24 protein-coding genes and 7 pseudogenes are annotated in these 23,492 nt (G+C 69.3%); 16 read left to right on the top strand and 15 right to left on the bottom strand.

Annotated features, from left to right (window positions below; genetic code table 11):
- Window positions 1-139: 139 nt before the first annotated feature.
- The gene (locus tag ACFWBQ_RS08240; protein ID WP_385485389.1) at window positions 140-1,534 is read right to left on the bottom strand and encodes a hypothetical protein; all 1,395 of its coding nucleotides are present in this window, start codon (window positions 1,532-1,534) and stop codon (window positions 140-142) included.
- Window positions 1,535-1,735: 201 nt separating this feature from the next.
- Between ACFWBQ_RS08240 and ACFWBQ_RS08235 the strand changes: the two genes are divergently transcribed.
- Complete coding sequence (locus tag ACFWBQ_RS08235; protein ID WP_385485387.1) at window positions 1,736-3,046, top strand: molybdopterin-dependent oxidoreductase; 1,311 nt, start codon at window positions 1,736-1,738, stop codon at window positions 3,044-3,046.
- A 322-nt stretch (window positions 3,047-3,368) separates the two neighbouring features.
- Here the strand turns inward: ACFWBQ_RS08235 and ACFWBQ_RS08230 are convergent, their stop codons facing one another.
- The 3 genes from ACFWBQ_RS08230 to ACFWBQ_RS08220 are packed head-to-tail and all read right to left on the bottom strand — an operon-like array spanning window position 3,369 to window position 5,547.
- Window positions 3,369-4,172 carry a class I SAM-dependent methyltransferase gene (locus ACFWBQ_RS08230; protein ID WP_385485385.1) on the bottom strand — a complete coding sequence of 268 codons (804 nt, stop codon included), beginning with the start codon at window positions 4,170-4,172 and terminating at the stop codon, window positions 3,369-3,371.
- Window positions 4,169-4,846: a DUF2064 domain-containing protein gene (locus tag ACFWBQ_RS08225; RefSeq protein ID WP_385485383.1), complete on the bottom strand. Its 678-nt coding sequence runs from the start codon at window positions 4,844-4,846 to the stop codon at window positions 4,169-4,171. The genes ACFWBQ_RS08230 and ACFWBQ_RS08225 overlap by 4 nt, the downstream gene beginning before the upstream one ends.
- Window positions 4,843-5,547: a glycosyltransferase family 2 protein gene (locus ACFWBQ_RS08220; protein ID WP_385485381.1), complete on the bottom strand. Its 705-nt coding sequence runs from the start codon at window positions 5,545-5,547 to the stop codon at window positions 4,843-4,845. Before ACFWBQ_RS08220 ends, ACFWBQ_RS08225 begins: the two co-directional genes overlap by 4 nt.
- Before the next feature lie 123 nt (window positions 5,548-5,670).
- On the opposite strand from ACFWBQ_RS08220, the gene ACFWBQ_RS08215 reads away from it, so the two are divergent.
- Window positions 5,671-6,603 carry a response regulator transcription factor gene (locus tag ACFWBQ_RS08215; RefSeq protein ID WP_385485379.1) on the top strand — a complete coding sequence of 311 codons (933 nt, stop codon included), beginning with the start codon at window positions 5,671-5,673 and terminating at the stop codon, window positions 6,601-6,603.
- Complete coding sequence (locus tag ACFWBQ_RS08210; protein ID WP_385485378.1) at window positions 6,600-7,706, top strand: sensor histidine kinase; 1,107 nt, start codon at window positions 6,600-6,602, stop codon at window positions 7,704-7,706. Before ACFWBQ_RS08215 ends, ACFWBQ_RS08210 begins: the two co-directional genes overlap by 4 nt.
- A gap of 27 nt (window positions 7,707-7,733) precedes the next feature.
- Here ACFWBQ_RS08210 and ACFWBQ_RS08205 read toward each other — a convergent pair whose 3' ends face one another.
- Window positions 7,734-8,816 carry an NAD-dependent epimerase/dehydratase family protein gene (locus tag ACFWBQ_RS08205; RefSeq protein WP_385485376.1) on the bottom strand — a complete coding sequence of 361 codons (1,083 nt, stop codon included), beginning with the start codon at window positions 8,814-8,816 and terminating at the stop codon, window positions 7,734-7,736.
- Window positions 8,817-9,040: 224 nt separating this feature from the next.
- Between ACFWBQ_RS08205 and ACFWBQ_RS08200 the strand changes: the two genes are divergently transcribed.
- Window positions 9,041-9,391, top strand: a complete 351-nt coding sequence (locus ACFWBQ_RS08200; protein WP_385485374.1) for an amidohydrolase family protein — start codon at window positions 9,041-9,043, stop codon at window positions 9,389-9,391.
- On the opposite strand, the gene ACFWBQ_RS08195 is transcribed toward ACFWBQ_RS08200, so the two are convergent.
- The 5 genes and pseudogenes from ACFWBQ_RS08195 to ACFWBQ_RS08175 all read right to left on the bottom strand — a co-directional run bounded on the left by ACFWBQ_RS08195 (window position 9,380) and on the right by ACFWBQ_RS08175 (window position 13,002).
- Complete coding sequence (locus ACFWBQ_RS08195; protein WP_385485372.1) at window positions 9,380-10,114, bottom strand: translation initiation factor IF-2; 735 nt, start codon at window positions 10,112-10,114, stop codon at window positions 9,380-9,382. The two genes, ACFWBQ_RS08200 and ACFWBQ_RS08195, sit on opposite strands and share 12 nt — an antisense overlap.
- 396 nt (window positions 10,115-10,510) lie before the next feature.
- A complete protein-coding gene (locus ACFWBQ_RS08190; RefSeq protein ID WP_385485370.1) occupies window positions 10,511-10,786 on the bottom strand; it encodes a hypothetical protein in 276 nt (91 codons plus the stop codon).
- Window positions 10,783-11,673 (bottom strand): TIGR03619 family F420-dependent LLM class oxidoreductase, encoded by an 891-nt coding sequence (locus ACFWBQ_RS08185; protein ID WP_385485368.1) that lies wholly within the window; start codon window positions 11,671-11,673, stop codon window positions 10,783-10,785. Before ACFWBQ_RS08185 ends, ACFWBQ_RS08190 begins: the two co-directional genes overlap by 4 nt.
- A gap of 35 nt (window positions 11,674-11,708) precedes the next feature.
- The gene (locus ACFWBQ_RS08180; protein ID WP_385485367.1) at window positions 11,709-12,332 is read right to left on the bottom strand and encodes an NADPH-dependent F420 reductase; all 624 of its coding nucleotides are present in this window, start codon (window positions 12,330-12,332) and stop codon (window positions 11,709-11,711) included.
- A pseudogene (locus ACFWBQ_RS08175) lies at window positions 12,329-13,002 on the bottom strand (SDR family NAD(P)-dependent oxidoreductase). The gene ACFWBQ_RS08180 and the pseudogene ACFWBQ_RS08175 overlap by 4 nt, the downstream one beginning before the upstream one ends.
- 174 nt (window positions 13,003-13,176) lie before the next feature.
- Between ACFWBQ_RS08175 and ACFWBQ_RS08170 the strand changes: the two are divergent.
- Window positions 13,177-13,788 (top strand): TetR/AcrR family transcriptional regulator, encoded by a 612-nt coding sequence (locus ACFWBQ_RS08170; RefSeq protein WP_385485365.1) that lies wholly within the window; start codon window positions 13,177-13,179, stop codon window positions 13,786-13,788.
- The gene (locus tag ACFWBQ_RS08165; protein ID WP_385485764.1) at window positions 13,785-14,051 is read left to right on the top strand and encodes a hypothetical protein; all 267 of its coding nucleotides are present in this window, start codon (window positions 13,785-13,787) and stop codon (window positions 14,049-14,051) included. The genes ACFWBQ_RS08170 and ACFWBQ_RS08165 overlap by 4 nt, the downstream gene beginning before the upstream one ends.
- A 35-nt stretch (window positions 14,052-14,086) precedes the next feature.
- On the opposite strand, the pseudogene ACFWBQ_RS08160 reads toward ACFWBQ_RS08165, so the two are convergent.
- Window positions 14,087-14,167 (bottom strand): annotated as a pseudogene (locus ACFWBQ_RS08160) (hypothetical protein); the annotation flags it as partial.
- Window positions 14,168-14,524: 357 nt separating this feature from the next.
- On the opposite strand from ACFWBQ_RS08160, the gene ACFWBQ_RS08155 reads away from it, so the two are divergent.
- From ACFWBQ_RS08155 to ACFWBQ_RS08135, 5 genes and pseudogenes are all read left to right on the top strand, one after another.
- Entirely contained in the window at window positions 14,525-14,737 is a 213-nt protein-coding gene (locus tag ACFWBQ_RS08155) for a hypothetical protein (RefSeq protein WP_385485363.1), read from the top strand.
- A 188-nt stretch (window positions 14,738-14,925) separates the two neighbouring features.
- Window positions 14,926-15,192 (top strand): annotated as a pseudogene (locus tag ACFWBQ_RS08150) (nuclease-related domain-containing protein); the annotation flags it as partial.
- A complete protein-coding gene (locus ACFWBQ_RS08145; protein WP_385485762.1) occupies window positions 15,193-15,369 on the top strand; it encodes a hypothetical protein in 177 nt (58 codons plus the stop codon). It abuts the pseudogene before it with no gap.
- 43 nt (window positions 15,370-15,412) lie between these two features.
- On the top strand, window positions 15,413-15,832 hold the full coding sequence (locus ACFWBQ_RS08140; RefSeq protein ID WP_385485361.1) for a TIGR03668 family PPOX class F420-dependent oxidoreductase: 420 nt from the start codon (window positions 15,413-15,415) through the stop codon (window positions 15,830-15,832).
- Between the two features lie 2 nt (window positions 15,833-15,834).
- Window positions 15,835-16,209 (top strand): annotated as a pseudogene (locus tag ACFWBQ_RS08135) (transposase); the annotation flags it as partial.
- A gap of 124 nt (window positions 16,210-16,333) precedes the next feature.
- Here ACFWBQ_RS08135 and ACFWBQ_RS08130 read toward each other — a convergent pair.
- A complete protein-coding gene (locus ACFWBQ_RS08130; RefSeq protein WP_385485359.1) occupies window positions 16,334-16,780 on the bottom strand; it encodes an anthrone oxygenase family protein in 447 nt (148 codons plus the stop codon).
- 91 nt (window positions 16,781-16,871) lie between these two features.
- Here ACFWBQ_RS08130 and ACFWBQ_RS08125 point away from each other — a divergent pair, with 91 nt between their 5' ends.
- Entirely contained in the window at window positions 16,872-17,450 is a 579-nt protein-coding gene (locus ACFWBQ_RS08125) for a TetR/AcrR family transcriptional regulator (RefSeq protein ID WP_385485357.1), read from the top strand.
- A 276-nt stretch (window positions 17,451-17,726) separates the two neighbouring features.
- Here ACFWBQ_RS08125 and ACFWBQ_RS08120 read toward each other — a convergent pair whose 3' ends face one another.
- On the bottom strand, window positions 17,727-18,254 hold the full coding sequence (locus ACFWBQ_RS08120; RefSeq protein WP_385485355.1) for a DinB family protein: 528 nt from the start codon (window positions 18,252-18,254) through the stop codon (window positions 17,727-17,729).
- A gap of 93 nt (window positions 18,255-18,347) precedes the next feature.
- Window positions 18,348-18,446 (bottom strand): annotated as a pseudogene (locus tag ACFWBQ_RS08115) (IS630 family transposase); the annotation flags it as partial.
- Window positions 18,447-19,559: 1,113 nt separating this feature from the next.
- On the opposite strand from ACFWBQ_RS08115, the pseudogene ACFWBQ_RS08110 reads away from it, so the two are divergent.
- Both ACFWBQ_RS08110 and ACFWBQ_RS08105 read left to right on the top strand, forming a co-directional pair.
- A pseudogene (locus ACFWBQ_RS08110) lies at window positions 19,560-19,847 on the top strand (nucleic acid/nucleotide deaminase domain-containing protein); the annotation flags it as partial.
- Between the two features lie 12 nt (window positions 19,848-19,859).
- Window positions 19,860-20,423, top strand: coding sequence for an SUKH-4 family immunity protein (locus ACFWBQ_RS08105; protein ID WP_385485353.1), 564 nt, complete (start codon window positions 19,860-19,862; stop codon window positions 20,421-20,423).
- Window positions 20,424-20,667: 244 nt separating this feature from the next.
- Here ACFWBQ_RS08105 and ACFWBQ_RS08100 read toward each other — a convergent pair whose 3' ends face one another.
- On the bottom strand, window positions 20,668-21,405 hold the full coding sequence (locus tag ACFWBQ_RS08100; protein WP_385485351.1) for an isochorismatase family protein: 738 nt from the start codon (window positions 21,403-21,405) through the stop codon (window positions 20,668-20,670).
- Between the two features lie 684 nt (window positions 21,406-22,089).
- Here ACFWBQ_RS08100 and ACFWBQ_RS08095 point away from each other — a divergent pair.
- Both ACFWBQ_RS08095 and ACFWBQ_RS08090 read left to right on the top strand, forming a co-directional pair.
- Window positions 22,090-22,386 (top strand): hypothetical protein, encoded by a 297-nt coding sequence (locus tag ACFWBQ_RS08095; protein WP_385485349.1) that lies wholly within the window; start codon window positions 22,090-22,092, stop codon window positions 22,384-22,386.
- 51 nt (window positions 22,387-22,437) lie between these two features.
- Window positions 22,438-23,222: pseudogene (locus ACFWBQ_RS08090) on the top strand (IS5 family transposase).
- Window positions 23,223-23,492 lie beyond the last annotated feature (270 nt).

Below are 23,492 nucleotides of genomic sequence, written 5' to 3'. Positions count from 1 at the left end.
CGTTCAGAGCCTGGCATGTTCCACGCCGCAGGAGGGGGGCGTGACGTGGTGGCACTGCCCGTCAGGAATGTGCCGATCCGCCGCCACCCCGCCGCGACAAGCAGCGCGCTGACGTGCCGCCTGCGGTCGGGCTCCGCAGCTACCATCCGGTCCAGAGCAGATGGTTGACCACCAGGGCCACGACTGCCTGTGCGGCCAGCCAGCTACGTCGGCGCGGTGCGGGCAGGAGAGCGGTGGCGGGGAGCAGCCAGAGGAGGAAGGGCTGCCAGATCCGTTCCGTCTCCGCCTTGCTCATCCCGGACAGGTCGGCTGCCAGCAACGCGAGGAACGCCGCCGACACGAACAGGATCAGGCTCTGCGGCGAACCCGGCTTCCCGGTTCGCAGGGTGCGTACGGCTCCGGGGGCACCCGCCGCGGTCCGGCGCAGGCCCGCGAGCGTCGCCGGTCCGACGGCGATGGCGGTGCAGGCGAGGTTGGCCCAGACCCAGTAGGAGTACGGCCGGAAGCCCCCCGCCCCCTGGTAGTAGCGCTCGACGAGCAGGTGGTAGGCATCCCACCAGTTGAAGCCCGCGAGTGTGAAGGCGACCGGCACCACCAGAGCCCCCAGTGCGCAAGGGGCGAGCGGCCGGGCGGTGCGGGTGAGGGCGAGGACGGCGAGGAGCAGGACGGCGATCAGCGTCAGACCGTAACTGAGGTAGCAGACCAGGCCGTACAGCAGACCTGCACCCAGCGCGGCGGCTTCGGGGCCATGGACCGTGCGGGTCGCGGCCAGGGCCAGCAGGGTGATGGACCAGGCGGCCACGGCGGTGAAGTAGCCGTCGGCCGAGGTGCCGGCCCAGACAGCGACCGGTGCGAGGACGATGAACGGTGCGGCGCGGCGGGCGGTGTGCTCGTCCGCCAGGGCACGGATGCAGATCAGGGCGGCCACCGCCGCGGAGGTACCGGTCACGATGCACCAGACCCCGGCCCAGGCGCCGCCGCCGAGCCCGATGCGGTCCAGCAGGACGAAGGTGAGGGTGGCGCCCGGCGGGTGCCCGGCGACATGGGCGGGCCAGTTGCCCGGCGGTCCGACCAGGATGTGGTCGTTGAAGCTGTGCAGAGCGGCGCCGATGTCGTCGAAGCGGCCGATGACTCCCAGGTACTCGTGCTTGGTGGTGAGACGACCGGCGATGCCGCGGCCCCACCCGTCGATCAGCGCGAGTGAGAAGACCCAGGCGAGCGACGCGGCGTAGCAGCTGAGGAGCAGTGTTCGCCAGCGCAGCCGGTCGGCGAGGACGGGGCCGTAGGCGACGACGGCTGCGGCGACGGCGGGTGCGGCCGCTGTGCCGGGGCCGGCGTGCGGGTACCAGGTCGCCAGCAGCGGTGGCCAGCGGACGTAGAGGGTGTGGTCGGCGTTCTCGACGGCCCGGCCGACGAGCGCCGCGGCGGTGACCAGTACGACGCCCGCGCCGGCGGCCGCCAGGTCGCGGCGGTGCCCGGAGCGCTGTGCAGCCATCGGCTCGGTGATGTGGTCGGTGCGGTCCTCGGTTTTCACGCAGGCACCGTACGCACGGCGGGGCGGCGGTGGCGGCTGCCGGCCGGGCGCGTCACCGAACCGTCAGATGACGGACCGCTTCGACGGGCTCGTGCGCAGGACGGCCCGGGGGCCGGGCCCGTACGTTCCGAGGGGTGACGTCATCGATTCGTCAGGAGTCGCACCCGCCCCGCCCCGGTGCCCCGGGCATAGCGTCGGGACATGGGCGACCGCCGTCGGAACAGTCCGACACCTCCCGCTTCCCTTTCCCGGCTCTCCTCCGGCCCTGCCGCGGCGATCCTCGAACGGCTCCCCTCCGCGCCCGGGTTCTGGCGCAGTCCCGTGCGGGGGGTCCGGTTCACCGCGGTGCTCGGCCTCGTCCTGCTCGTCGGGATCACGCTGCTCTTCGTGACGGGCCTGTTGTCGTACGCCGCCTACAATCCCGGTCTGAACCCGGTCAACGACACGACGCCGGACAAGGGGCTGCTGGGTTTCTACCTCTTCGCCTGGCCGACCGGTCCGCATTGGCTGTACCGGCTGACGCAGGGGCTCCACGTCACCGGGGGGATCGTGCTCGTCCCGGTCCTGCTGGCGAAGCTCTGGTCGGTGGTTCCCAGACTCTTCGCGCTGCCGCCGGCCCGCTCCCTCGGGCACGCACTGGAGCGGATCTCCCTGCTGCTGCTGGTGGGCGGGGCGCTGTTCGAGTTCCTCACCGGGCTGCTCAACATCCAGCTGGAGTATCTGTTTCCGGGTTCCTTCTACCCGCTGCACTTCTACGGGGCGTGGGTGTTCTTCGCCGCGTTCCTCGCCCATGCGGTGCTGCGGGTGCCGCAGGCCGTTCGGGTACTGCGGTCGGGCGGACTGAGCGGGACGGTTCAGGGAGACCGGCTGGAGTCTCCCGCTCCCGCCGCGCCGACGCTGTCCCGGCGCGGCGCGCTGGCCATGGTGGGCGCAGGCTCACTGGTCCTGCTGGTCACGTCGGCCGGGCGGAGCTTCGACGGACCGTTGAGGCGTCTCGCGGTGCTCACCCCGCGCGGCGCCGCCGAGCCGGGCTCCGGACCCAACGGCTTCCAGATCAACAAGACGGCCGCCGCGGTCGGTGTGACCACGACCGATACGGGGGAGGGCTGGTGGCTTACCGTCAGCGGGCCGGCCGGGGACCTCCGGTTCACCCGGGAGCAGCTGCTGGCCATGGACCAGCACAGCGCGGCACTTCCGATCGCGTGTGTGGAGGGCTGGTCCACCTCGGACCAGTGGTGGCGCGGCGTACGACTGCGGGATCTGGCGGCGCTCGCCGGATACCCGGACCAGCCACCGGGGGTGCTGGTGGAATCGGTTCAGCGCAGCGGGCCGTTCCGCCGGGCGGCGCTCCGCGACAACCAGGTGCGCGACCCGCGTTCGCTGCTGGCGATGCAGGTCAACGGCGAGACCTTGTCACCCGATCACGGATACCCGGCGCGGATCATCGTCCCGGCCGCTCCCGGGGTACTCAACACCAAATGGGTGGCCCGGCTGACCTTTGGAGAACTGTGAACGGAGTGGACCCCCGCAGCCTCCTGAAGCGTTGGTACGGGGAGGGCCCCCTGCACCTCGTCCTGATGGCCGCTTCCTTCGCCCTGGCCGGATATGCGGGTGTGCGGCTGCTGGCGGGGGACACGCTCGGCGTCATCGTGTGGTTCGTCGGCGCGGCCCTCGTGCACGACCTGGTGCTGGTTCCGCTCTACGCGTCGGCGGACCTGCTGCTGCGCCGGTCTCTGCGCCCGCGTTCCGGCTCGGTGAACTACGTCCGGGTGCCGGCTTTCCTCTCCGGACTGCTGCTGCTCGTGTGGTTCCCGCTGATCACCCGGCCGGAGCGCTACGAGCCGGCAAGCGGGTTGTCCCCCGATGTGTTCCTGGGGAACTGGCTGCTGGTCACGGCCGCACTGTTCTTGGTGTCGGGGCTCCGGCTGGTGGTCAGGACGGTCCGGCTGCGTCGCAGGGAGACGAAGGCGCGGCCGTCCGCGTCCCACTGATCGACGGAATGCAGCCCGTGGGGGCGGGCGTATCTCAGAAGCGCAGGTGTGCCGAGCCGGGCCCACGGGAATGAGGCGGCCGGTCCGGAGCCGGAGGGGCGTCCGTCGTCCAGATGCACCCGGACCCGTTCGTCGATGTCCTGCGGCGTGGTCTCGGCGATGAGGAGTCCGCCGGGGGCGAGCAGGTCCGCCGTGCGGCACAGGAGGTGACGCGGATCGCCCCCGATGCCGATATTGCCGTCGACGAGCAGAACGGTGCCCCAACGCCCCTCGCCCGGCAGCGTTTCGAAGACGGACCGGTGCAGGGCAGAACCTCCGAGCCGCACGGTGCGGTCGACCGCGGCCTCGCTGACGTCGATGCCGAGTGCCCGGTGGCCGCGGGCCGCCAGTGCGGCGACCAGCCGCCCGGGCCCGCACCCGATGTCCAGGACGGGGCCCTCGCAGCGGCGCAGCGCCGACAGATCCGCGGCGTCCGCGCCGGCGCACCAGCGTTCGACGTCCAGGGGCAGCAGCCAGCCGTCCGTACGGCGAAGGAAGAGTGGCCCGTGTCCGTTGCGCAGGGCGTTGGCGTACGGGTCGGTGCTCCATGAGGTGACGTCCGGGTGCGGCGGGCTCATCACACCGCGGTCCGGACCTGTGCGGCTCATCGGAATGCCGCCCCGGTCAGCCGCGCGAGCTCGGCTGCGAACCGCCCGTGCGGTGCGAGGACGGCGACGGCCACGGCGTCGGCCGCCGTATCCACGTCCCGCAGCCGGGGAAGATCGCGAACGGTCAGTCCGGCATCGACCAGCCGGTGCCGCTGCACGGCACCGGTCTCGGGCACGGACATCGGTACACCGCGCAGGAGTTCGGGGTCGGGTTCGGCCAGGCCCAGCGCCCAGAACCCGCCGTCCTCGGCAGGGCCGAACCAGGCGTCGCAGCCGTCCCAGGCGCCGGGGGAGAGCACGGGAGCCAGATCGGCCGCAGTGACCTGGGGGGTGTCCATGCCGATCAGGAGCGTCGGCCCCGTGCAGGCGCCGAACGCGGAGGCGAGCCGTTCGTCGAGACCTCCTGCGCTCTGTGCCACCACCTCGATGCCGGGCGGCAGCCATGGTCCGGGCGCCCCGTCCAGGACGACCGCGCGCCGCACGGCGGGCAGCGCGCTGATGCAGCGCAGGGTGTCGCCGAGCGCAGCCTCGGCGAGTCGCGCGGCCTCGCCGGGGGAGAAGGGCGGAGTGAGCCGGGTCTTGACCCGGCCGGGCAGAGGCTCCTTGGCGATGACCAGCAGGGTCGTCGCCCCGGCCGGGGCCGGGCGGGTAGCGCCGGGCTCAGGTGAGCTCATCGAGAGGCCCCGGCCCGGACCGGTGGCTCACCCAGCACGGCGCGCATGTCGCGCACCGCGTGCCAGGTGCCCAGCCATGTTCCGGTGACCTTCGACTTTCCCGTCCGCGCAAGGTACGGGACATCCGTCTCGGTGACCCGCAATCCCGCGTCGGCCGCGCGCACCACCATCTGCAGCGGGTACCCGCTGCGCCGGTCGGTGAGATCGAGCGCCAGCAGATCGGCCCGGCGCGCGGCCCGCATCGGCCCGAGGTCGTGCAGCCGCAGCCCCGTGCGACGCCGCAACATGCGGGCCAGTACCGCATTGCCCACCCGCGCGTGCAGCGGCCAGGCGCCGCGCTCCTCGGGACGGCGGCGGCCGAGCAGCAGGTCGCTCTCACCGTCGGCGACCCGGCGGACGAAGCCGGTCAGCAGCCCGGGATCCAGCGAGCCGTCGCAGTCGCAGAAGCAGACGAACTCCGCCTCGGAGGCGAGAAGCCCGGCCTGACAGGCCGCGCCGAAGCCGCGCCGCGGTTCATGCACCACGGTCGCGCCGAGCGACCGGGCCAGATCCGCCGAGCCGTCGGTGGAGCCGTTGTCCACGACAATCGCCCGCCAGCCACGAGGGACGGAGGCCAGCACCCCGGGCAGTGCGGCGGCCTCGTCCAGACAGGGCAGGACGATGTCGGCGCGGGGGCCGGAAGTATCGGAAGGAAGGATCACCCGGATCACCCTACGGAGCGAAAACCGGCAATTCGGGTTCCGGATTCTTACGAAATATGGACGTCGTCAGGCGGCGGCACAGGGGCGCCCCCGGTTCACCGCTGCGGGTGCCAAGGTGATGACATGCAGACGACTCCGGACACACCGCCGCCCGTCCTCGCAGGCGGAGTGCCTCCGGCCCGCCGCCCCGGGCAGCCGGCCCGTCCGCAACCCGGACGCGGCCACCCGGGAGCGGGAGTTCCCCGGTCCGGGGAGGCTCCGGCGGAGGAGAAGCCGTTGCCGGCACCCGGTACGAGCCCCGGCGCCCCCGCCCGCGGCCACGTACTCGTCGTGGACGACGACCCCACCGTCGCGGAGGTGGTCACCGGATACCTGACCGGTGCCGGATACGACGTGGCTCGAGCGGCGAACGGCCCGGCCGCGCTCGAGCAATGCGCCGTCCGTCGCCCGGACCTGGCCGTCCTGGATCTGATGCTGCCCGGGATGGACGGATTCGAGGTCTGCCGCCGCATGCGGGCACACGGACCGGTGCCGGTCATCATGCTGACCGCGCGCGGCGACGAGGACGACCGCATCCTCGGTCTGGAGACGGGTGCGGACGACTATGTGACCAAGCCCTTCAGCCCCCGCGAACTCGTCCTGCGCGTCGACGCCGTGCTGCGCCGCGCCATGGCGGCGGCAACACCCGTCGGCCGCTCGGCACTGCTCGAGGGCGCGGGTCTCGTCCTCGACCCCGCGGCCAGACACGCGACACGGGAGGGCCGTGCACTGGCCCTCACCCTGCGGGAGTTCGACCTGCTCGCGTTTCTCCTGCGCCACCCGGGCCGGGTGTTCACCCGGGAGGAGCTGATGCGCGAGGTCTGGGGCTGGGACTTCGGGGACCTGTCGACAGTGACCGTCCACGTCCGCCGTCTGCGCGGGAAGATCGAGGCCGATCCGGCCCGCCCGGAGCTGATCCGTACGGTCTGGGGCGTCGGCTACCGCCTGGACCTTCCCCCCGGCCCGGCCGCTGACACCACCGCCCCCATCGTTTCCGGCTCCGGAACGCCGTCATGACCGACATCCTCCTCATCGCGCTCTTCGCCTTCCTGGGCGCCGCCGCGGCCGGACTGATCGGCGCACTCGTACTGCGGCTGTCCCGGCATCGTTCGCTCGTCGTCTCGCTGAGCGTCGTGGCCGCCGTGGCCGTCACCGCGATGCTCGCCGGGACACTGGCCGTCGCCTGGGCGATGTTCCTGTCCCCGCACGACCTGACGGTGGTCACGACGGTCGTCGCCATGGCAGCCGTCGTCTCCCTCGTCACCGCGATGCTGCTCGGCCGCTGGGTGGCAGCGAGGAGCCGCGATCTGACCCTGGCCGCCCGCTCCTTCGGCGACGGCGGCACCTTCGCGGCCCCCGAGGCTCCGGCCACCGCCGAACTCGCCGCCCTCACCCGCGAACTGGCCTCCACCAGCGCCAAGCTCGACAGTTCACGCGAGCGGGAGCGCGCCCTGGAGACCTCGCGGCGTGAGCTCGTCGCCTGGATCTCGCACGACCTGCGCACCCCGCTCGCCGGTCTGCGCGCCATGTCCGAGGCTCTGGAGGACGGAATGGCCGTCGATTCGCGGCGCTATCTGCGGCAGATACGCACCGAGGTGGAGCGGATGAACGACATGGTCGGCGACCTCTTCGAGCTCTCGCGCATCCACGCCGGCTCGCTCACCCTTAGCCCCACCCGGATCTCCGTCTACGACCTGGTGGGCGACGCGCTCGCCGGTGCGGACCCGCTGGCCCGCGAGCACGGCGTGCGGCTGGTCGGCGACCGGATCGAGGCGGTACCCGTCGAGGTCGACGGCAAGGAGATGAGCCGGGTCCTGGGCAACCTCCTGATCAACGCGATCCGCCGTACCCCCGCCGACGGCACCGTCGCCGTGGCCGCGCACCGCGCGGGCGGCGGGGTGGTCCTCTCGGTGACCGACGGCTGCGGCGGCATCCCGGAGGAGGACCTGCCCCGGGTCTTCGACACCGGCTGGCGCGGCACCCATGCCCGTACGCCGCCGGCCGGCGCGGGACTCGGACTCGCTATCGTGCGAGGGATCGTCGAGGCACACTCCGGCCGGGCGGAGGTCCGCAACGTCACCGGCGGCTGCTGCTTCGAGGTGACCCTGCCGCCGGCGTGAGCCTCAGGAGACCGGACCCGCGGCCGCCTAGGAGACCGGACCCGCGGCCGCCTCCCGCAGCGGCGCCGCCGCGAATTGCGCCATTCCCTCGGCGAAACCCACTTCCGGCTTCCAGCCCAGTTCGTCCCGCAGCCGTCGCGAGTCCGCTGTGACATGGCGTACGTCTCCGAGCCGGTACTCACCGGTGATCAACGGCGCCGGGCCCCCGTGGGCCGAGGCGAGGGCTGCGGCCATCTGGCCGATGGTGTGCGGCTGTCCGCTGCCGGTGTTGTACGCGGCGAAGCTGCCGGGCCCGCGCTGCGCGACCGCCTCCAGCGCCACCGCGTTCGCGGCGGCCACGTCCCGCACATGGATGAAGTCCCTCCGCTGGCCGCCGTCCTCGAAGACGCGGGGCGACTCCTCCCGGGCCAGGGCCGAACGGAAGAAGGAGGCGACACCGGCGTACGGGGTGTCGCGCGGCATCCCCGGTCCGTACACGTTGTGATAGCGCAGCGACATCGCATGTCCGCCCGTCGCGCGCGCCCAGGCCGCGGCGAGGTGTTCCTGGGCGAGCTTGGTCGCCGCGTACACATTGCGTGGGTCGGCGGGAGCGTCTTCCGTGACCAGCCCGGACTCCAACGCGGCACCGCAGTCCGGACAGTGCGGTTCGAACCGGCCCGCTGTCAGGTCGGCCTCCGCCCGTGGCCCCGGCCGGACCCCGCCATGACGGGGACAGGAGTAGCGGCCCTCCCCGTAGACCACCATCGATCCGGCGAGCACCAGATTCCGGACCCCCGCCGCGGCCATCGCAGCCAGCAGCACGGCTGTTCCCAGGTCGTTGCATCCCACATACTCCGGGGCGTCGGCGAAGTCCTTCCCCAGGCCGACCATCGCCGCCTGGTGGCACACCGCGTCGATGCCCAGCAGCGCACGGTCCACAGCCGCGCGGTCCCGTACGTCCGCCACGATCAGCCCGCCGTCAAGGCCGTCGCCGCCGGGCGGGGCCGCGTGGCCGCCGTGCACGGAGGGGAGCAGAGCGTCGAACACCACCGCCTCGTGCCCGGCCGACACGAGGGTTCGCACGATCTCCGAACCGATGAACCCGGCGCCGCCGGTGACCAGTACACGCATGAGCCCACGTTAAGCCGCCCGGAGCCGAGTCGTCCGCCTCCGAGCCGGCACGTCACGAGACCGTAAGGGGCTGACCCGCGATTGATCGGGGTGTGCCGGCCCGAGGCTCGGCCGATGGGTGACTCCGAAGGTCGTCGTGCGGCCTTGCACGGCCCCGTCCGCCCCGCTCGACAAGGGCCTGTGGCACTCGTCGGACGCCACCGTCATGCGGGCACGCGCTGCTCGTGGAGGAGCTCGCGCGGCATCCAGGACGGCTGCCGGGCCATGCCGTGTACCAGCCGCACGATCGGCAGGCGGGGGAACGGCTGAGGGATCTGCTGGACGTGCCCGGGATGATCGGTGTGAAGCTGCATCCCGACGTGCACGAGGCCGAGTTGGATTCGCCCGCGTACGCTCCGGCCTTCGAGATCGCCGCCGAGCGCCGCGTGGCGGTGCTGTCCCACAGCCGGTACGGATCGCCTGGTCCGACCCGGCGGGCTTCGCGGCGGTCGTGCCGCGTCACCCCGACTGCCGATCCTGACGGGGCACGCGGGCCTGTGGCCCGAGGGAGCCAGGCACCCCGTTCAGTGCGGTGACGGTTTCGGGTCCAGGGCGTTGCCGACCGTGCAGCCGCCCTCTCCGGGCATCCGCTGGATCCGGGGCGGCACCCACACCTCGGTGGCGCCGGGGCCCACGCGGGCAAGAAGACAGTCCCGCGGGTCGAAGCCGTTGCCCTTTACCGACAGGAGAACGCCGACCCGGCCGCCGTCCGCCTTCACCTCGGTACGGATCGCCGGATGCAGATCCAGGGCGGCGAGCCTACGGCGCACCTCGGCCTCGTCCACCCGGCCGCCCTCCGGCACCCGGGGAAGTGTCGCGCGGAGCTCCTCGTACGGCAGCCGGGGCGGTTCGGGTGGCGGGGCGAAGGCGAGCGGCGGGCCATCGGGACAGTCCACGTCACGGGGATCCTCACGCCACTCCGACTTGGGCGACACCCGCACCGCGAAACAGCGCCGCACGGCGACCTCCTCAGGGTCGAGCCATCCGTTTAACGCCGAGCCGGACGTGCGGACGACCACGTCGATGCCGTCCCCGTCGTGGGTCGAGGTACCCGTCATCCGCAGTACCTCCACCCCGTCGATGCCGGAGGCGGAGCGCCCGACCTCCTCCGCCGTGCGCGGACGCTGGCTGTAGAGCCGCTCGCCCGCCTTCCTGGCGACCTCCCGTGCGGCGTCCGTCGCCTCGTCCTCGGAGGACTGCACCACCCCGCAGCCGGCGGTGAACAGCAACAGCGGGGCGAGCAGCAGCAGTCGGCGCATGTGTCCACCCTTCCGGCCGCCGCGCGCGGCGGACAACCGCTCGCGTACTCAGACCGGCGTAGGTGATCGTACTCAGCCGGTGCGGCGATCAGACGTGGGCGCACCCCGTGAGGTTCCGCGACGGATCAGCCCGGCGTCACCGCACCCTCTATTGCTCACCCGTCCCTTCTCGCCATGGAACTCCGATCCCCAGCAAGGAAGACCCGCACCGCGCCAGAGCAGCACAGTGTCTACGTGCAGGCAATCACAGGCAGGGTGCCGAACGCCTGAGCGGCCAGGATCCGGCGAATCGTCCTCACTCCCCGTTCGTGCGCAGTTCCCAGGGCTGCAGCCCGAGGACTTGCGCAAGGTGCCCCTGCATCTCGACGGCGGACGGCAGTGGGCGCCACCATGTGGTCACCTCGGCGATCTTGCCGTCCGCGTCGAGCGGGCGTAGTCCATCCCGTTGACCACGGTGTCTTCGATCTGCAGCCGGAAGGGTGCGGCGTGGTGGGTCTCGCCGCTGAGGATCTCCTTGTAGGTGAGGTCCGCCAGTCTGTGGCCAGTCTGTTCGGCTTCCACTACAGACTCGCGACCGATGAGCGACTCATCGCCGAGCGGCTGTTCAGCACCACGTTCTCGGCGAACAAGCAGGCGAGGACGTCCTTGGTTGTCCGGCTCTTGGGTGGTCACAACCGACCGGTGCGCGCGATCATCTGGCCGGCGAAGTCAAGCATCTGGTCAAGGCCGCGGAACAGTGCGAAGGCGTCCACGAACGCCTCGTCCGCACCGGACTCGGCGATGCGCTTGAGCTTGTCGGCCAGCGAATCAACGGACGTGCCCGGTTCGAGGTTGATACGTATGGCCTTCTTCAGCGCGTCGGGATCGCGGCCCACCTCCTGCGCCGCCTGGCGCGCGAGCGACCACAATTGGTCGGCGACCTCGTCCGGCAGAAAATCGACCCCGAGCCAGCCGGTGGCGCTGCGGCCGACCCGGCGCATCGCGGCCTCGCTGGCGCCGCCGATCCAGATGGGCGGCCCGCCCGCTTGCACCGGGCGCAGGTCGGCGTGGACCGGCGGCATCGAGAAGAACTCGCTGTCCCAGGACACCGGGTTGGCCGTCCACCACCTGTGCAGGAACGCCAGCAGGTCATCGAGCATCCGCCCGCGCCGGCGCCAGTCCGCGCTGCGGGAGATGTCGTGCTCGTCCTTCACCCACCCGAGTCCCACGCCGACCTCGAGACGGCCGTCGCTGAGCACGTCGAGCGTGGTCAGCATCCGGGCCAGGTGCGGCGGCTCGTAGTAGAAGGTGCTGAGCGTGCTGGCATTCAGCCGCACCCGGCTGGTCGCCGTCGCGGCGACGGTCCACAGCAGCACCGGGTCGAGGTAACGCTTCATCTGCGGCGGGTACGGCTGCTCCTTGCCCGGATAGATGCTGTGCATATCGACCGGCTGGACCAGGCGATCGCCAACCCACAGCGTGTCGTAGCCAAGATCCTCGATCCCGCGGCAGAAAGCGCTCAGGCCAGCTGCGCTGCTGATAGCGGGCCCAATTATGGGAAGTGCGAAACCAAGCTTCATTGACGATTCCTTTCGGTGATCCGTCAACCGTTTGCTCAGACGGGAAGTTCGGTGATGCTGAGGGCGAAGTCCAAGTTCCCCACCCCGCGGTTGGCGAGGCCCACCGTGATTACGCCCGCTCCTTCCAGCCAGTGCGCCATTTTCAGGCCGCCGACGTCCAGCGGGCGCAGCCCGAGGCTCTCGATGAACGCTTCCACGCTTGCCTTGGCCTGCGCATTGTCGCCAGCGATGAAGACGTCGGGCCGACCCTTCTCCAGGACATGGCGGAAGATGGTGTTGAACGCCTTCACCACGCTGGCGCCGGCCGGGGCCGCCTTGGCGACTTCCTGCGCGATCGAGGTCTCCTCGCGGTGGGCCAGCCCGTCGAACGTGGAGTTGAAGGGATTGCTGATGTCGACGATGACCTTGCCCGCGAGAGCCTCTCCGTACTGGGCGACGACCGGCACGACACCGTCGTACAGCAGGGCCATGATGACGATGTCCCCGGCCGGGGCGGTGCCCCATTCTCCCGTCGTGGCGCCGCCGCCGAGAGCCTTGGCCAGGTCAGCGGCCTTGGACTGATCGCGGCCCACGACCTCGACGGTGTTGCCGCCCGCTATCGCCCGCGCTCCGATGGTGCGGGCCATGTTTCCGGTGCCGATGATGCTGATGTTGCTCATGAGGTGTCCTGCCCTGGTTGTGGTTGTTCGGTTTGGATGGCGGTGGTGCCGCCGTCGGCGACGAGTTCCATGCCGTTGACGTAGCTGGAGTCGTCGGAGGCGAGGAAGAGGGCGGCGGTGGCGATTTCGTCGGGGCGGCCCATCTGGCCGCGGGGGATGAGGGACTCGAACTGGCGCTTGGTGGCCTCGTCGAAGAGTTCTTCCTGCTTGGCGTTGGCGACCTGGCCGGGGGTCAGGACGTTGACGCGGATGCGGCGGTTCTTGAGCTCGTTGAGCCAGACGCGGGCCCATGCCTGCTGGACGGCCTTGCTGCCGGAGTGGACGCTCCAGCCGGGGAAGGCGCCGAGGGAGGCGTTGGAGCCGGTCATGAGGATGGAGCCGCCGTCGTTGAGGAGCGGGAGGGCCTTCTGGACGGTGAACAGGGTGCCGCGGGCGTTGAGGTAGAACGCGGCGTCGAAGTGGGCCTCGGTGATTTCGCCGAGCGGGGCGGGCTTGCCCCCGCCTGCGCTGGCCCACTGCACGTCGAGGCTTCCCTTCTCCCGCTCGACGGTGTCGTACAGGCGGTCCAGGTCGGCAGCGTCGCCCTGGACGCCGGTGATGAAGACGTGCGCTCCCTCGTCGACGAACAGCTTCGTGCGACCGGCGCCATGCCGGTGGTGGCGCCGGTGATGACCGCTACGTTGCCGTCAAGCTTTCCTGTAGTCGCTCCCTTGGGTCGGTGGTGCCGTGTGTACCTGGGGCGATGGTGTTATGTATACCGCCCTGTGTGCTTACGATACGGGGCGGACGGCTGGGACGCAAACTATGTACACCGGTCGTTACCAAGCTGGGGTACCATGGACTCATGACGGAGTTGGGGAAAGGCCCCACGGGCCGCCGCCGCGGCCGGGGCGCCCGCGAGCGCATCCTCGGAGCGTCCCGGCACCTGTTCCGTGAGCAGGGCATCAACCGCACCGGCATGGACCAGCTTTGCGCGGCGGCCGAGGTGTCCAAGCGCACGGCCTACCAGCACTTCACCGGCAAGGACGAACTCGTCGCCGAGTACCTGCGCCGGTTCGACCCCTCCGTTCTGTCCGGCGTGTTCGACCGCACCGACCTCACGCCCCGCGAACGGCTCCTCGCCGCCTTCGACGTCCCCACCACCACCCCGCTGTGCCCCTACATCGCCGCCGCCGTCGAACTCCACGACCCCCAGCACCCCGCATCCCAGTACGCACGCGACTACAAGAAAGCCGTCGCCGCGCGGCTCGCCGACACCGCCCGCGAAGCCGGCGCCGCCGACCCTGAACAGCTCGGCGAGCAGCTCGCGCTGCTCATCGACGGCGCCGCGGCCCGCACCCGGGTCCTCAACGCCGACGCCTTCCCCACCGCCGCCGCCATCGCCGCTGTCCTCATCGACAACGCCATCACCGCCACAGCCGGCGATGACCGGCGACGGGAGGAAATGTCAAGTTGACTTGGCACTCCGCGGCCGGGCTGGACGCGCTGCCGGTCGCGCGGCTGCACCCGCTGGTACGCGGCACCAGCCGCCCGGCAAGTGGCCCGGGCCTACTGGCTTTTACGGAACTGGCCGCCCGCCTGCTGAAGGCCGCAGCAGAAGCCGCCGGGGAGACCGGCGACCCCGAGGACCCGCCGACGTGGTCGGCCTGGAATGCCTGGAACCGGTCCATCGCCTGCCGCTGCACCTCGGCCGGCGCGGGCAGCAGGCCTCGGCGGTAGAGCACCTCGGCGCTGGGCGTGATGATCGTCCCGCCCTTGACCATCGGGTCCACTTCGGTGAGGCGCTCCAGGGAGGTCACCCGCGCGCCTCCGAGCCGGAGCTCGCAGGCCGGCATCAGTCCGACCGGGCCGCCTCCGGCCACCACTACCTCATAGTCCATAACGCCGACTAGGACCGAGGCCACAAGGCGCCGCGGTGTCAAGGGACCGGCCCCGCGAGGAGATTGGGGCCAGCACAGTTGGCGCTGAGGACGATCAAGGAACGAGGCTCGTCGGCTGCTGTCGCCGGGAGCGAGCAGGCTCGTGTCGTCCGCACCGGCGCCCGTGGCATGAGCGGAATGAAGACCCAGTCGATGACCCGCGAGCAGGCCCCGCGCGCACATCACGGAAGACGGAATCACGGCTTGCCCGTACTGTCAGCCCGACAGAGAGCTCGGAGTGCTTCGAGTCGCGGACTGCAAGAACCTGGAGACATGAGCGACGCCCCGATCATCGTGCATCGGGCGGCCGGAAAGGGTGGCCGTCGGGTGACGATCCGCGCTCGGATCGCGGGGCTCGCCCGCAGTGACGAGGACGTGGTCGAGTTCCTGCGCCGCGCCGGCCTGCCGGACGCCGGTGACGTTCTGGACGATCCACGATGGGTGGAATGGCAGGGTGGCCACCCGCACGACTACGGCGCGACGTAGTGCAGCACCCGTGCTGGCGTGCACGCCTTCCAAGTCTGTTGATGTTGGACAGGCGGGTGTCCCGGCTCGTTCACCTGCGTTCGCCTCCGGTCGACTGCTGACCGGGTGATGGCTCTCGGCCGCTCTTGAAACGACCCCGGACGGGGCTGCTGAGGTTCGGCGTTGACCAGCACCGTTCGTGCCGGTCGGTGTCAGGCGCTGATGTCAGGAATCGGACTGCCCTTGACGTGCGTCCGTATGGTGGCACCGGCATCGACCACCTCGGAATCGGCCGCGGGGGCGTCTTCTGTCTCCACACAAAGAACTTTGCCGGCGCGTGCATCTGGGTGGGAGACGGAGCCGTGAAGGTGAACGGTGGTCCAGGCCGGACGTATCTGCGCAACAGCAGACACGAGGCTCGCCGGGCGTCCGGAGTTCTGTCCGCGGCCTGTCGTTTCGCTGTGGAGCTGAGACCAGTGCTGATCCTCGTGTCACCCGGCGCGATCACGATGGCGTTGTCATCTGCTGACGTGCAAGTGATCAAAGAGCGGGAAGTCGCTTCGTTCGAGCAGAGTGGCCGGGTTCTCCGTTCGTCAGAGATCGAATCCGTGCATGCAGTGGTGCGGGACCGGCGAACTTGGCTCGGCGTCTGATCATTCGTACAGATCTGTTCCGGGCCGTCGATACGGTGGTGTCATGAAGCTCGCTTCTGCGGATGCTCGCTCTCGGTTCGTTGCGTCGCCTGTCGCGCGCCTGGCGACTGCCGATGCCACCGGCCTACCGCATGCAGTTCCGGTGACCTTCGTGGTAAGTGGTGACGTTCTGTACTTTGCAATCGATCACAAACCCAAGACCACGTGGAACCTGCGCCGCCTACGGAACATTCGCGAGAACCCCAGGGTGTCCGTGCTCGTAGATCACTACGCTGCGGACTGGTCGACCCTCTGGTGGGTCAGAGCCGATGGGTGTGCGGAGATCTGGGAGGACGAGCAGGACCGTCTTCGGCCTCTTGAGCTTCTACAGGGCAAGTACGAGCAGTACCGTGAACGGCCCCCCGAAGGACCCGTCGTGGCCATTCATATCGAGCAGTGGAGCGGGTGGGCGTTCGCTGAGTAGGTCCGTCACCAAGGGCTGTCACCAGGCCGGACGCGGTCGCCGGGGACAAGACGTACTCGTCCTGCGGCAACCGCGCCCACCTGCGCAGGCGCGGCATCAAGGCCGTCATCCCGGAGAAACGGGACCAGGCCGCCAACCGGAAGACGAAGGGCCGCAAAGGGGGGGCGCCCTGTCGACCACGACGCCGAGTCTTACAAGGAGAGGAACACCGTCGAGCGCCTGATCCACAGCTCAAGGCATAGCGGGGCATCGCGACCCGCTACGACAAGACACCGGAAAGCTACCTCGCCGGGCTTCGGCTGCGTGCCTCGATGATCTGGATCAAAGACCTCACCCGAACCAGAGCCGGGAGCCGCGCAGATCATCGAGGGGCGTAGTCGGCCGGGATCTCAGTTGCGGGCTCTGGGCGGCAGCTGCATTCCCGGATGTCGGGGATTCGGTGGCCCGCTGCCGCCCGGGGAGTGGGATTGTGTGCCGCGTGCGCGGTGTCGGCCCGCGGGGTCAGACGAGGGCGGCGACCAGCAGGGCGAAGGCGGCGATGATGACGGCGACGCGGACGTAGTGGAGGCGGTCCCAGCGGTTCATCTGCTGCTTCCAGTCGGCGGGCCGGTTGTCAGGGGTCCACGTCTTGCCCCGGTTGTTGATCGGGACGAGCAGCAGGATCGACATGATCACGCTGAGGATCAGCAGCGCGCCTGCGGTGACGACGAGGCCGGTGCCGTGGTGGTGCCATCCGGCGATGGCCCAGACCGCGACGAGGATGAGCGAGGTGATGTACCAGACCGGCATCACGGCGCCGAGCATCCGGCCCCCGTGGGCGCGGCCGAGTTGGCCGTTGTCGCCGGGGAGTGCGTCGAGGATCGGGTTGATGACGAAGGCGACGGAGAACTCCACCCCCACCATCACGCCGACGCAAACGGTGGTGAACACCTCGAGTGCGTTGAGCATGGTGACCCCTCCTGGTATCTAGTGTTGCTAGCTGATGAGGCAACGCTAGTACTGCTGCCGCTCACTTGTCTAGCGGTGCTAGGATCGAACCATGTCGGTACAGGAACGCAAGCAGCGTGAACGGGTGGAGCGCGAGCGCCTCATCGTGGCGACAGCCCGCGAACTCGCCGAGCAGCAGGGCTGGGACGCGGTCACCACCCGCCGGCTCGCCGAGCGCATCGAATACAGCCAGCCCGTCCTCTACAGCCACTTCCGCGGCAAGCGCGAGATCATCGGCGCCGTCGCCCTCGAAGGCGCTGCCGAGATGGCCGCGGCGCTGCGGGCCGCGACCTCCGCCGCGGACGGACCTCGCACCCGGGTCACCGCCCTCGCCCGCACCTACCTCGAATTCGCCGCACGCAACCCGGCGGTCTACGACGCCATGTTCGAGCTCGACGGCGGCCTGGCCTTCGCGAACGAGGACACCCCACAACCTCTGAAGGACGCGTTCGCCGCCCTGCTGGAAAGCCTCGGCGAGGTCGCCGGGGACGGCGTCCACCCGGGACTGTTCACCGAGGTGTTCTGGGCGGCCCTGCACGGGCTGGCCACCCTGACCCGAACGGGACGACTGCCGCCGGAGGACACCGAGCCGAGGGTGGAGCTGCTGGTGGACCGGCTCGCCATGCTCTGACACACCATCCCGGCGGGCACGCAGCCGGGGCCCTCGGGCCCCGCCGCTGGCTGCCTGCGGCATCGCTTCCGGTCACTCGCGCGGCGCAGCCGCAGATCGCCGGGTCCCGTACCCCAGACGGGCACCCGCCCCGCAAGCTGCGATGCTCACTGATCACGACCCGATACGCGCCCGAGTTGCTCTGCCCGGGAACGTTCACCGGGTCGGGGAGTGGGCGCTCGTGACGGTGCGGACCCATCCAGGTGGAGAACGTGGTCTGTTCCGGCCGGTGCTGCGCTACTCGCCGGTGACACCGTCGGCGAGTTCGCGGACCACGTCGAGCTGGCCGACGTGGCGGGTGTACTCCTGCAGCATGTGGAACAGGATCCAGATCAGGGCCGGGTGGTGGTCAGGAGGGTTGAAGCCGCCACCGCTGCGTGCGGGTTGCTGCAGTTCGGCGCCCGCCACGATCCTGCGGGATCGTGCGCACTCGTCCAGGAAGAGGGCTCGGATCTCTTCTGTCGATTCCTCGGCTCCGACCTGCCATTTTCCTGTGTCAGGGTCTTCATCGCCCCAGATGGGATCCACTTGTTCGGCGGCGAACCCCCAGCGGAACCATCGCCGTTCCGCGAACGCGAGGTGCTTGAGCAGGGCGAGCGGGGCCCAGCCGGACGGGAGCCTGCTGCTGCGCAGGTCCTCCTCGGACATGCCGTCGAGCTTGCGCAGCAGCGCGGCACGGTAGTAGTCGAGGTAGGCGAGCACCAGCGCGCGGGGGTCGGTCAAGTTGTCCGGCGGCTCTACCGCGGGCTCAGGAGCAGCAGTCATGCGCCGGACGGTAGCGGCGGGTGGCCTCTGCGGACCACCCGATATCGCCGGGACAGCAGGCCTCCTACGGCGCCGCGATCTTCACAGGTTGTCTCAGGCCGCCTCGGCGAGGGGGCGTCCTCCCCAGCGGATGCCCTTCTGGCTGCGGATGCGGGCGCGCTTGCGGCGTCGGGCGGCCAGCATGTCGGGGTGGCAGCGCCGGGCCTCGCGGCCGATGCGGATCAACCGGCCGTCGACACGTCGCAGGTAGGCGGCGGCGCGACGTGAGTGGCTGTTCGCAAGGCGCTCGCGTTGCTGACGGCCTCCTTGTCAGCGAGCAGGGGCGAGGCGTGTTCGTGCGACCGCGCCCCAACGTCCAGATGCTCACGACGGGAGCGAACTTCCGCGAGCGAAGGCAGACCGGTGTCAGCAACTTCAACGCCGAGGCGGAGGCGCAAGGTGCTGCACGCGCTACAGCACTTCTACGCTTCCGTTGTGTTGGAGGCCGGGGAGAACGTCAAGGCCCTGCGGAGCAACTCGGCCACAACGATCCGGGCCTCACCTTGCGGACCTGCACCCACCTCGTGCCGAACAGTCAGGCGGGCCGTCGACAGTGTCTTCCGTGAGACACCGACGACGGCCCACAGACGGCCCAGGAGGAAGGAAAGGCTTCCTGACCTGCGGCTGAATCAAATGTTCCGGAACTCCTCTACGACGTCTCTGACCTGCGCAAACGAACCCGTCGAAAGATCATCTTGCACGGTCGTTGCACAAGCCGAACAGTGCAGGAGTCACGCGGCCCTCGTGTAGGCGCTCCGGACCGCGACGCGGATCTTGGAACCGGCTCCCACGATCCGGTGCACGTACTTACGCAGAGTAAACGCAGGATCGGCGTGTCCGAGCCGATCCGCGAGTGTGTACACGTCTACCCCGCCGTTGATCATCATCTACGCGTACAGGTGTCGGAGGGCGTGCATCATCATGTCGCGGGACTTCTCCCAGCGCCGTCCCTTCGCGTTGGGGTCTAGGGGCTTGATGAGGCCGGGCGCCGCCAGAGCAGGCTTCCAGCGGTAGGAGTTGAACCAGTTCGACTGAATGGCGGCGCAACGACCATGACGCCGGCGTCCTCGAGAATCTCGGTGCCTTCGGCGCCGGAAGCGGAGGTTTGGGCTCCCTCCAGGTGGTGACGCCGCGGCAGAGACCATTGTCCCGGATGAGCGGGCGCAGGGGCGAAGGCGGGATGTCGCTTGGCGCAGGGTTCCAGGGAGCTGTAGACCGTGGCGGTGGTGAGCCAGGCATCTTCGGCGGGGAGCTTACGTCGCCCCTGAGGGAACGGAGTCAGTCCTTGTCGGCTGCAGCAACAAGAGTGGCCACTCGGAGCGCATGATCGGACGCCCCCTCCTGCGCAACGGAAAACAGGACGGGCTCACCCAGGTCTTCACGGAACGGGAACCCTGCAAGAAAAATCCTGAATGTGCACGCTGGTTGGACTTTCATTTCGAGAACCTTGAAAAGGTCACCCACGTGGCCGACTACTACAAGCCGGACGGTAAAACCACGAATGTGGAACACACTGCCTACGTCAAGTATTTGACTGGGCTTCATGGTAAGTAGTGGTGGGGTAGGATGGCGGGCGTGAACTTTTCTGTGACGCCGGTGCAGCTAATTCGGGCCTACGGGTTGGAGAACGTCGCGTACTTCCCGCAGGGGGCGGCCGAGGAATGCGATGCGCGTTCGGCCGGCCTCCTGAGTGCGGTGGGGCTTCCTCATTCAGAAGTATTTGTTTCCCGGGCAGACGTTGCAGACCCCTATCCGGCAGACCTTGACGCGATCACTCTGGGCAGCCGATTCGACCACTACGGCATGGACTGCCCGGCGGAGAGTCGGTCCTGGTGGATGCTCGGCTATCTGTTCACCTCCTTGGTGGCCATGGACCCGAATTCAGCGAAGGTTTATGCGTTCCCGGAAGGGTCCACCGGATATGTTGAACTGCATCGAGACGTGGAGTCCCTGGTGTATGCGCTCCTCGAATTCCGCAAACTTGAAGTAGACCATGACAACGACGTTGACCCCGAGGAGCTGTCAGCGCGCTTCAAGCAGGTGGTAGGTGCCTTCGACCCCACTCCATTCGCGGACGAGGAATCGCAATGGAACCTGTCGCTGGAGGAACTGGAACACGGCATGTGGTGAGACCGAATCGCAGGTTGAGCCACCGGCCGAGGTTGACCTCGATTATTCAGCGGGGCCGTTGGCCGCCTGAGGCGGTGCTCTCGCCCTTGAGGTCTTCGCGTGTCGGTGCGGCTGCGTCGGGCTCCACCGGCCCAGACACTGCCGGGTCTCCTCCTTCCTGGTCCTCACCGGGATGCGTTTGCCTTCACGGCCACCACACTGCGGAACTGGGGCGTTGCTCAGGTGGTCGTTGTGTCGATGAGGGCTAGCACGTCCGTGGTGGGCCGGACGTCGCCGAAGGAGCGGTACACCGTGCGCAGGGTGGCGTTGTGTTCCTGGTCGCGGCCGGTGGAGTTGGCGTCGGCGACCATGACGACCCGGTAGCCGAGTGTCCAGGCGTCGCGGGTGCGTTGTGTTCCTGGTCGCGGCCGGTGGAGTTGGCGTCGGCGACCATGACGACCCGGTAGCCGAGTGTCCAGGCGTCGCGGGCCGAGCTCTCGCAGCACACGTTCGTGACCGTGCCGGTGATCAGAACGGTGTTGATCCCGCGCTCCTGGAGTAGCCCGGGGAGCGGGCTGCGGCCGGGGAAGAAGGCGCTGGGCGCGGTCTTTTCCGCCAGTAGGTCGTCGGCACCGGTGGTGAATTCGTGCCACAGCCGGTCCTGGAGAGGCCCGGTGCCGCCGGAGTTGCGGAACATCTCGGCTGCCTCGGGGCCGTGGAATTCGTCGCCGATCGGGGTCCGTTCGGGGCGTGCGGGCAGGACCCAGGCGACCGTTCCGCCGGCGAGGCGCAGGCGGTCGGCGAGCCGTTGGATGTTCGGGACGATGCCGCGGGTGTAAGGGTTGGCATCGACGAAGAACGGCACCATGTCGATCACCACGAGTGCGGTGCGGACCGGGTCGAGACTTGTGTACGCGAAACGTCGGCCCCGGCGTTCCTCATGACGTCGGTAGACCTCGTCCTCGATGTGCCAGGCATGGGTGAGGGCCTCGGTGTCCGGCATGGCGGTGCTCCTGTCAGGTATGGCCGGGGTGGAGTCTGATGTCACCGGTGAGTTCGGTGACGGGCTGGAGGGCGGCCGTGGGGATGTCTAGTTGCCGGCGAGCCTGGTGGACGGCGGCGAGATGGTCGGCAGCAGGCGGCCCCCGGTCAAAGAGATGCACGGCCTGTTCGGGGTCGCCAGGATGCGGGTGTAGGTGTGGCCTGTGGCCGGGTCGGGCCGTGCGGGATCGATGCCGGTGAGTCTCGCGGCGTGGCGCAGGTATGCGCGCCGTCCTGGGGGGTCGGTGACGTGTCCGAGGAGCAAGGTGCTTCCGAGTCGGGCTGCTGCCTCCTCTTCGGCAGGAGGGCGCTTCCGGTCTCGGGGTCGAGGAGGATGAGGACGCGCTTCCCCGACCCGCTCCAGCGGCACCCAGACCCCCGACGTCCAGATCAGTTACCAACGGGCCACCGCCACCCCCTCAAAGACCAGCCCCGCTGTTGTCACCACCAAGACGATCAAGGATGACGGCAATTACGCCTCCTCGGTCACCATCTACGACGGCCTGCTCCGCCCGGTCCAGACCCAGAACGAGGCCCACGGCCCCGGCCGCATCATCACCGACACCTCCTACGACGACCACGGCCGGACCAGCATCGTCACCAGCGGCTACCTCGCCGCAGACCAGCCGACCGCAACGCTGTCCTGGTGAGCAAGTTCAAGCCATTGGCAATGGTGGCGGCCGATAACCCTGGCGCCTTCTTGGGTACGGATGAAGCGCACGCTGAAGGCGAGCTCGACGCGAATGACCTTGAGAAGGTAGAGCAAGTTCTTGCTGAATCGGGGTACATCACGATTCCGGAAGAACTTCTTACAAGAAGCTATGGCGGGCCCACTCTCCTGCGTTTCCACGGTTCTGGGGAGCCGAGTTGGTGGGACCGGTTCTTCGGTTCTGATGAGTCTCAAGTATCGGGTTCCGTAGAGCTCGTAACACGATCTTGCTGAAACAGCCTGGTTGGCCGTGACCGGTGTGATGATTCGGCCGTTCGTGAGGGTGTGAGCACCCGACCGTGGATCGTGGACGACGGCTTGTGGACACTGATCGAGCCGCTGCTGCCTCCGTGGCCGGAGCGGTCGCCGGGGCCGAGGCCAGTATCCGACCGGCTCTGTCTTCAGGGGATCCTGTTCGTCCTCTAAAACGACATAGCCTGGCAACTCCTGCCGTTGGAGCTGGGGTTCGGCTCTGGGCAGACCTGCTGGCGGCGGTTGGACCGGTGGCAGAAGGCAGGTGTCTTCGACCGGCTGCACAGGATCCTGCTCGCCGAACTGAACGCGGCCGGCGAGCTCGACTGGTCACGGGCGTGCGTGGATGGTTCCCACATCCGCGCCAAAAAGGGGGACCCGACACCGGCCCGTCGCCGGTCGACCGGCGGAAGACGGGCAGCAAACATCACCTGATCTGCGACGGACGTGGCACCCCGCTGAAGGGCCAACGTCAACCAGACCCTCGCCCTGGTCGACGGCATCCCACCCGTCGCGGGCCGTCCCGGCAGGCCCCGTCGCAGGCCCGACGCCCTGCTCGGTGACAAGGGCTACGACTCCAACCCCAACCGCGACGAGCTTCGCCGCCGCAGGATCCTGCCCGTCATCTCCCGCAAGGGATCACCCAACATCAAGGGCCTGGGCAAGCTCCGCTACGTCGTCGAGCAAACCTTCGCCCTGCTCCACCACTTCAACGCCTCGCCGTCCGATGGGAACGCCGCACCGAACTCCACGACGCTTTCGTCTCCCTCGCCTGCAGCCTCATCTGCTTCAGACGCTTCAAGAAGGCCCGATCATGATCGTGTTACGAGCTCGTACGACACTGATCGTGGGGGCGGGGCCAAGGGCCTCACCCGTCTCACCATCGACACCTACGGGGACCGCGGCAACGCCAGAGACCGGCGGCCATTGACCCGGTCAAGGCCGGTGTCGGCATCGACGACACCGCCACCGGACTGACACACATCGGCGCGCGGGAGTACGACCAGGCCGACGGCCGCTTCATCAGCGCAGATCCGCTGCTGGCGCGGCGCCCGTCTACGGCAAGAGGACCCGCGCCCACGTGGTGC

Source organism: Streptomyces sp. NPDC060035 (genome assembly GCF_042736635.1).
Taxonomy (GTDB): domain Bacteria; phylum Actinomycetota; class Actinomycetes; order Streptomycetales; family Streptomycetaceae; genus Streptomyces.
This window is presented reverse-complemented; position numbering and strand designations above follow the sequence as displayed.

What these genes read in the sequence shown, in the direction of transcription:
- ACFWBQ_RS08140 (WP_385485361.1), top strand. Translation starts at nt 15,413, where the DNA reads ATGAAGCTCGCTTCTGCGGATGCTCGCTCTCGGTTCGTTGCGTCGCCT.
- ACFWBQ_RS08100 (WP_385485351.1), bottom strand. Translation starts at nt 21,405, where the DNA reads ATGCCGGACACCGAGGCCCTCACCCATGCCTGGCACATCGAGGACGAG.
- ACFWBQ_RS08125 (WP_385485357.1), top strand. Translation starts at nt 16,872, where the DNA reads ATGTCGGTACAGGAACGCAAGCAGCGTGAACGGGTGGAGCGCGAGCGC.
- ACFWBQ_RS08210 (WP_385485378.1), top strand. Translation starts at nt 6,600, where the DNA reads ATGACCGACATCCTCCTCATCGCGCTCTTCGCCTTCCTGGGCGCCGCC.
- ACFWBQ_RS08230 (WP_385485385.1), bottom strand. Translation starts at nt 4,172, where the DNA reads ATGAGCCGCACAGGTCCGGACCGCGGTGTGATGAGCCCGCCGCACCCG.
- ACFWBQ_RS08215 (WP_385485379.1), top strand. Translation starts at nt 5,671, where the DNA reads ATGCAGACGACTCCGGACACACCGCCGCCCGTCCTCGCAGGCGGAGTG.
- ACFWBQ_RS08130 (WP_385485359.1), bottom strand. Translation starts at nt 16,780, where the DNA reads ATGCTCAACGCACTCGAGGTGTTCACCACCGTTTGCGTCGGCGTGATG.
- ACFWBQ_RS08205 (WP_385485376.1), bottom strand. Translation starts at nt 8,816, where the DNA reads ATGCGTGTACTGGTCACCGGCGGCGCCGGGTTCATCGGTTCGGAGATC.
- ACFWBQ_RS08225 (WP_385485383.1), bottom strand. Translation starts at nt 4,846, where the DNA reads ATGAGCTCACCTGAGCCCGGCGCTACCCGCCCGGCCCCGGCCGGGGCG.
- ACFWBQ_RS08185 (WP_385485368.1), bottom strand. Translation starts at nt 11,673, where the DNA reads ATGAAGCTTGGTTTCGCACTTCCCATAATTGGGCCCGCTATCAGCAGC.
- ACFWBQ_RS08170 (WP_385485365.1), top strand. Translation starts at nt 13,177, where the DNA reads ATGACGGAGTTGGGGAAAGGCCCCACGGGCCGCCGCCGCGGCCGGGGC.
- ACFWBQ_RS08235 (WP_385485387.1), top strand. Translation starts at nt 1,736, where the DNA reads ATGGGCGACCGCCGTCGGAACAGTCCGACACCTCCCGCTTCCCTTTCC.
- ACFWBQ_RS08180 (WP_385485367.1), bottom strand. Translation starts at nt 12,332, where the DNA reads ATGAGCAACATCAGCATCATCGGCACCGGAAACATGGCCCGCACCATC.
- ACFWBQ_RS08105 (WP_385485353.1), top strand. Translation starts at nt 19,860, where the DNA reads ATGGCGGGCGTGAACTTTTCTGTGACGCCGGTGCAGCTAATTCGGGCC.
- ACFWBQ_RS08155 (WP_385485363.1), top strand. Translation starts at nt 14,525, where the DNA reads ATGAGCGACGCCCCGATCATCGTGCATCGGGCGGCCGGAAAGGGTGGC.
- ACFWBQ_RS08120 (WP_385485355.1), bottom strand. Translation starts at nt 18,254, where the DNA reads ATGACTGCTGCTCCTGAGCCCGCGGTAGAGCCGCCGGACAACTTGACC.
- ACFWBQ_RS08195 (WP_385485372.1), bottom strand. Translation starts at nt 10,114, where the DNA reads ATGCGCCGACTGCTGCTGCTCGCCCCGCTGTTGCTGTTCACCGCCGGC.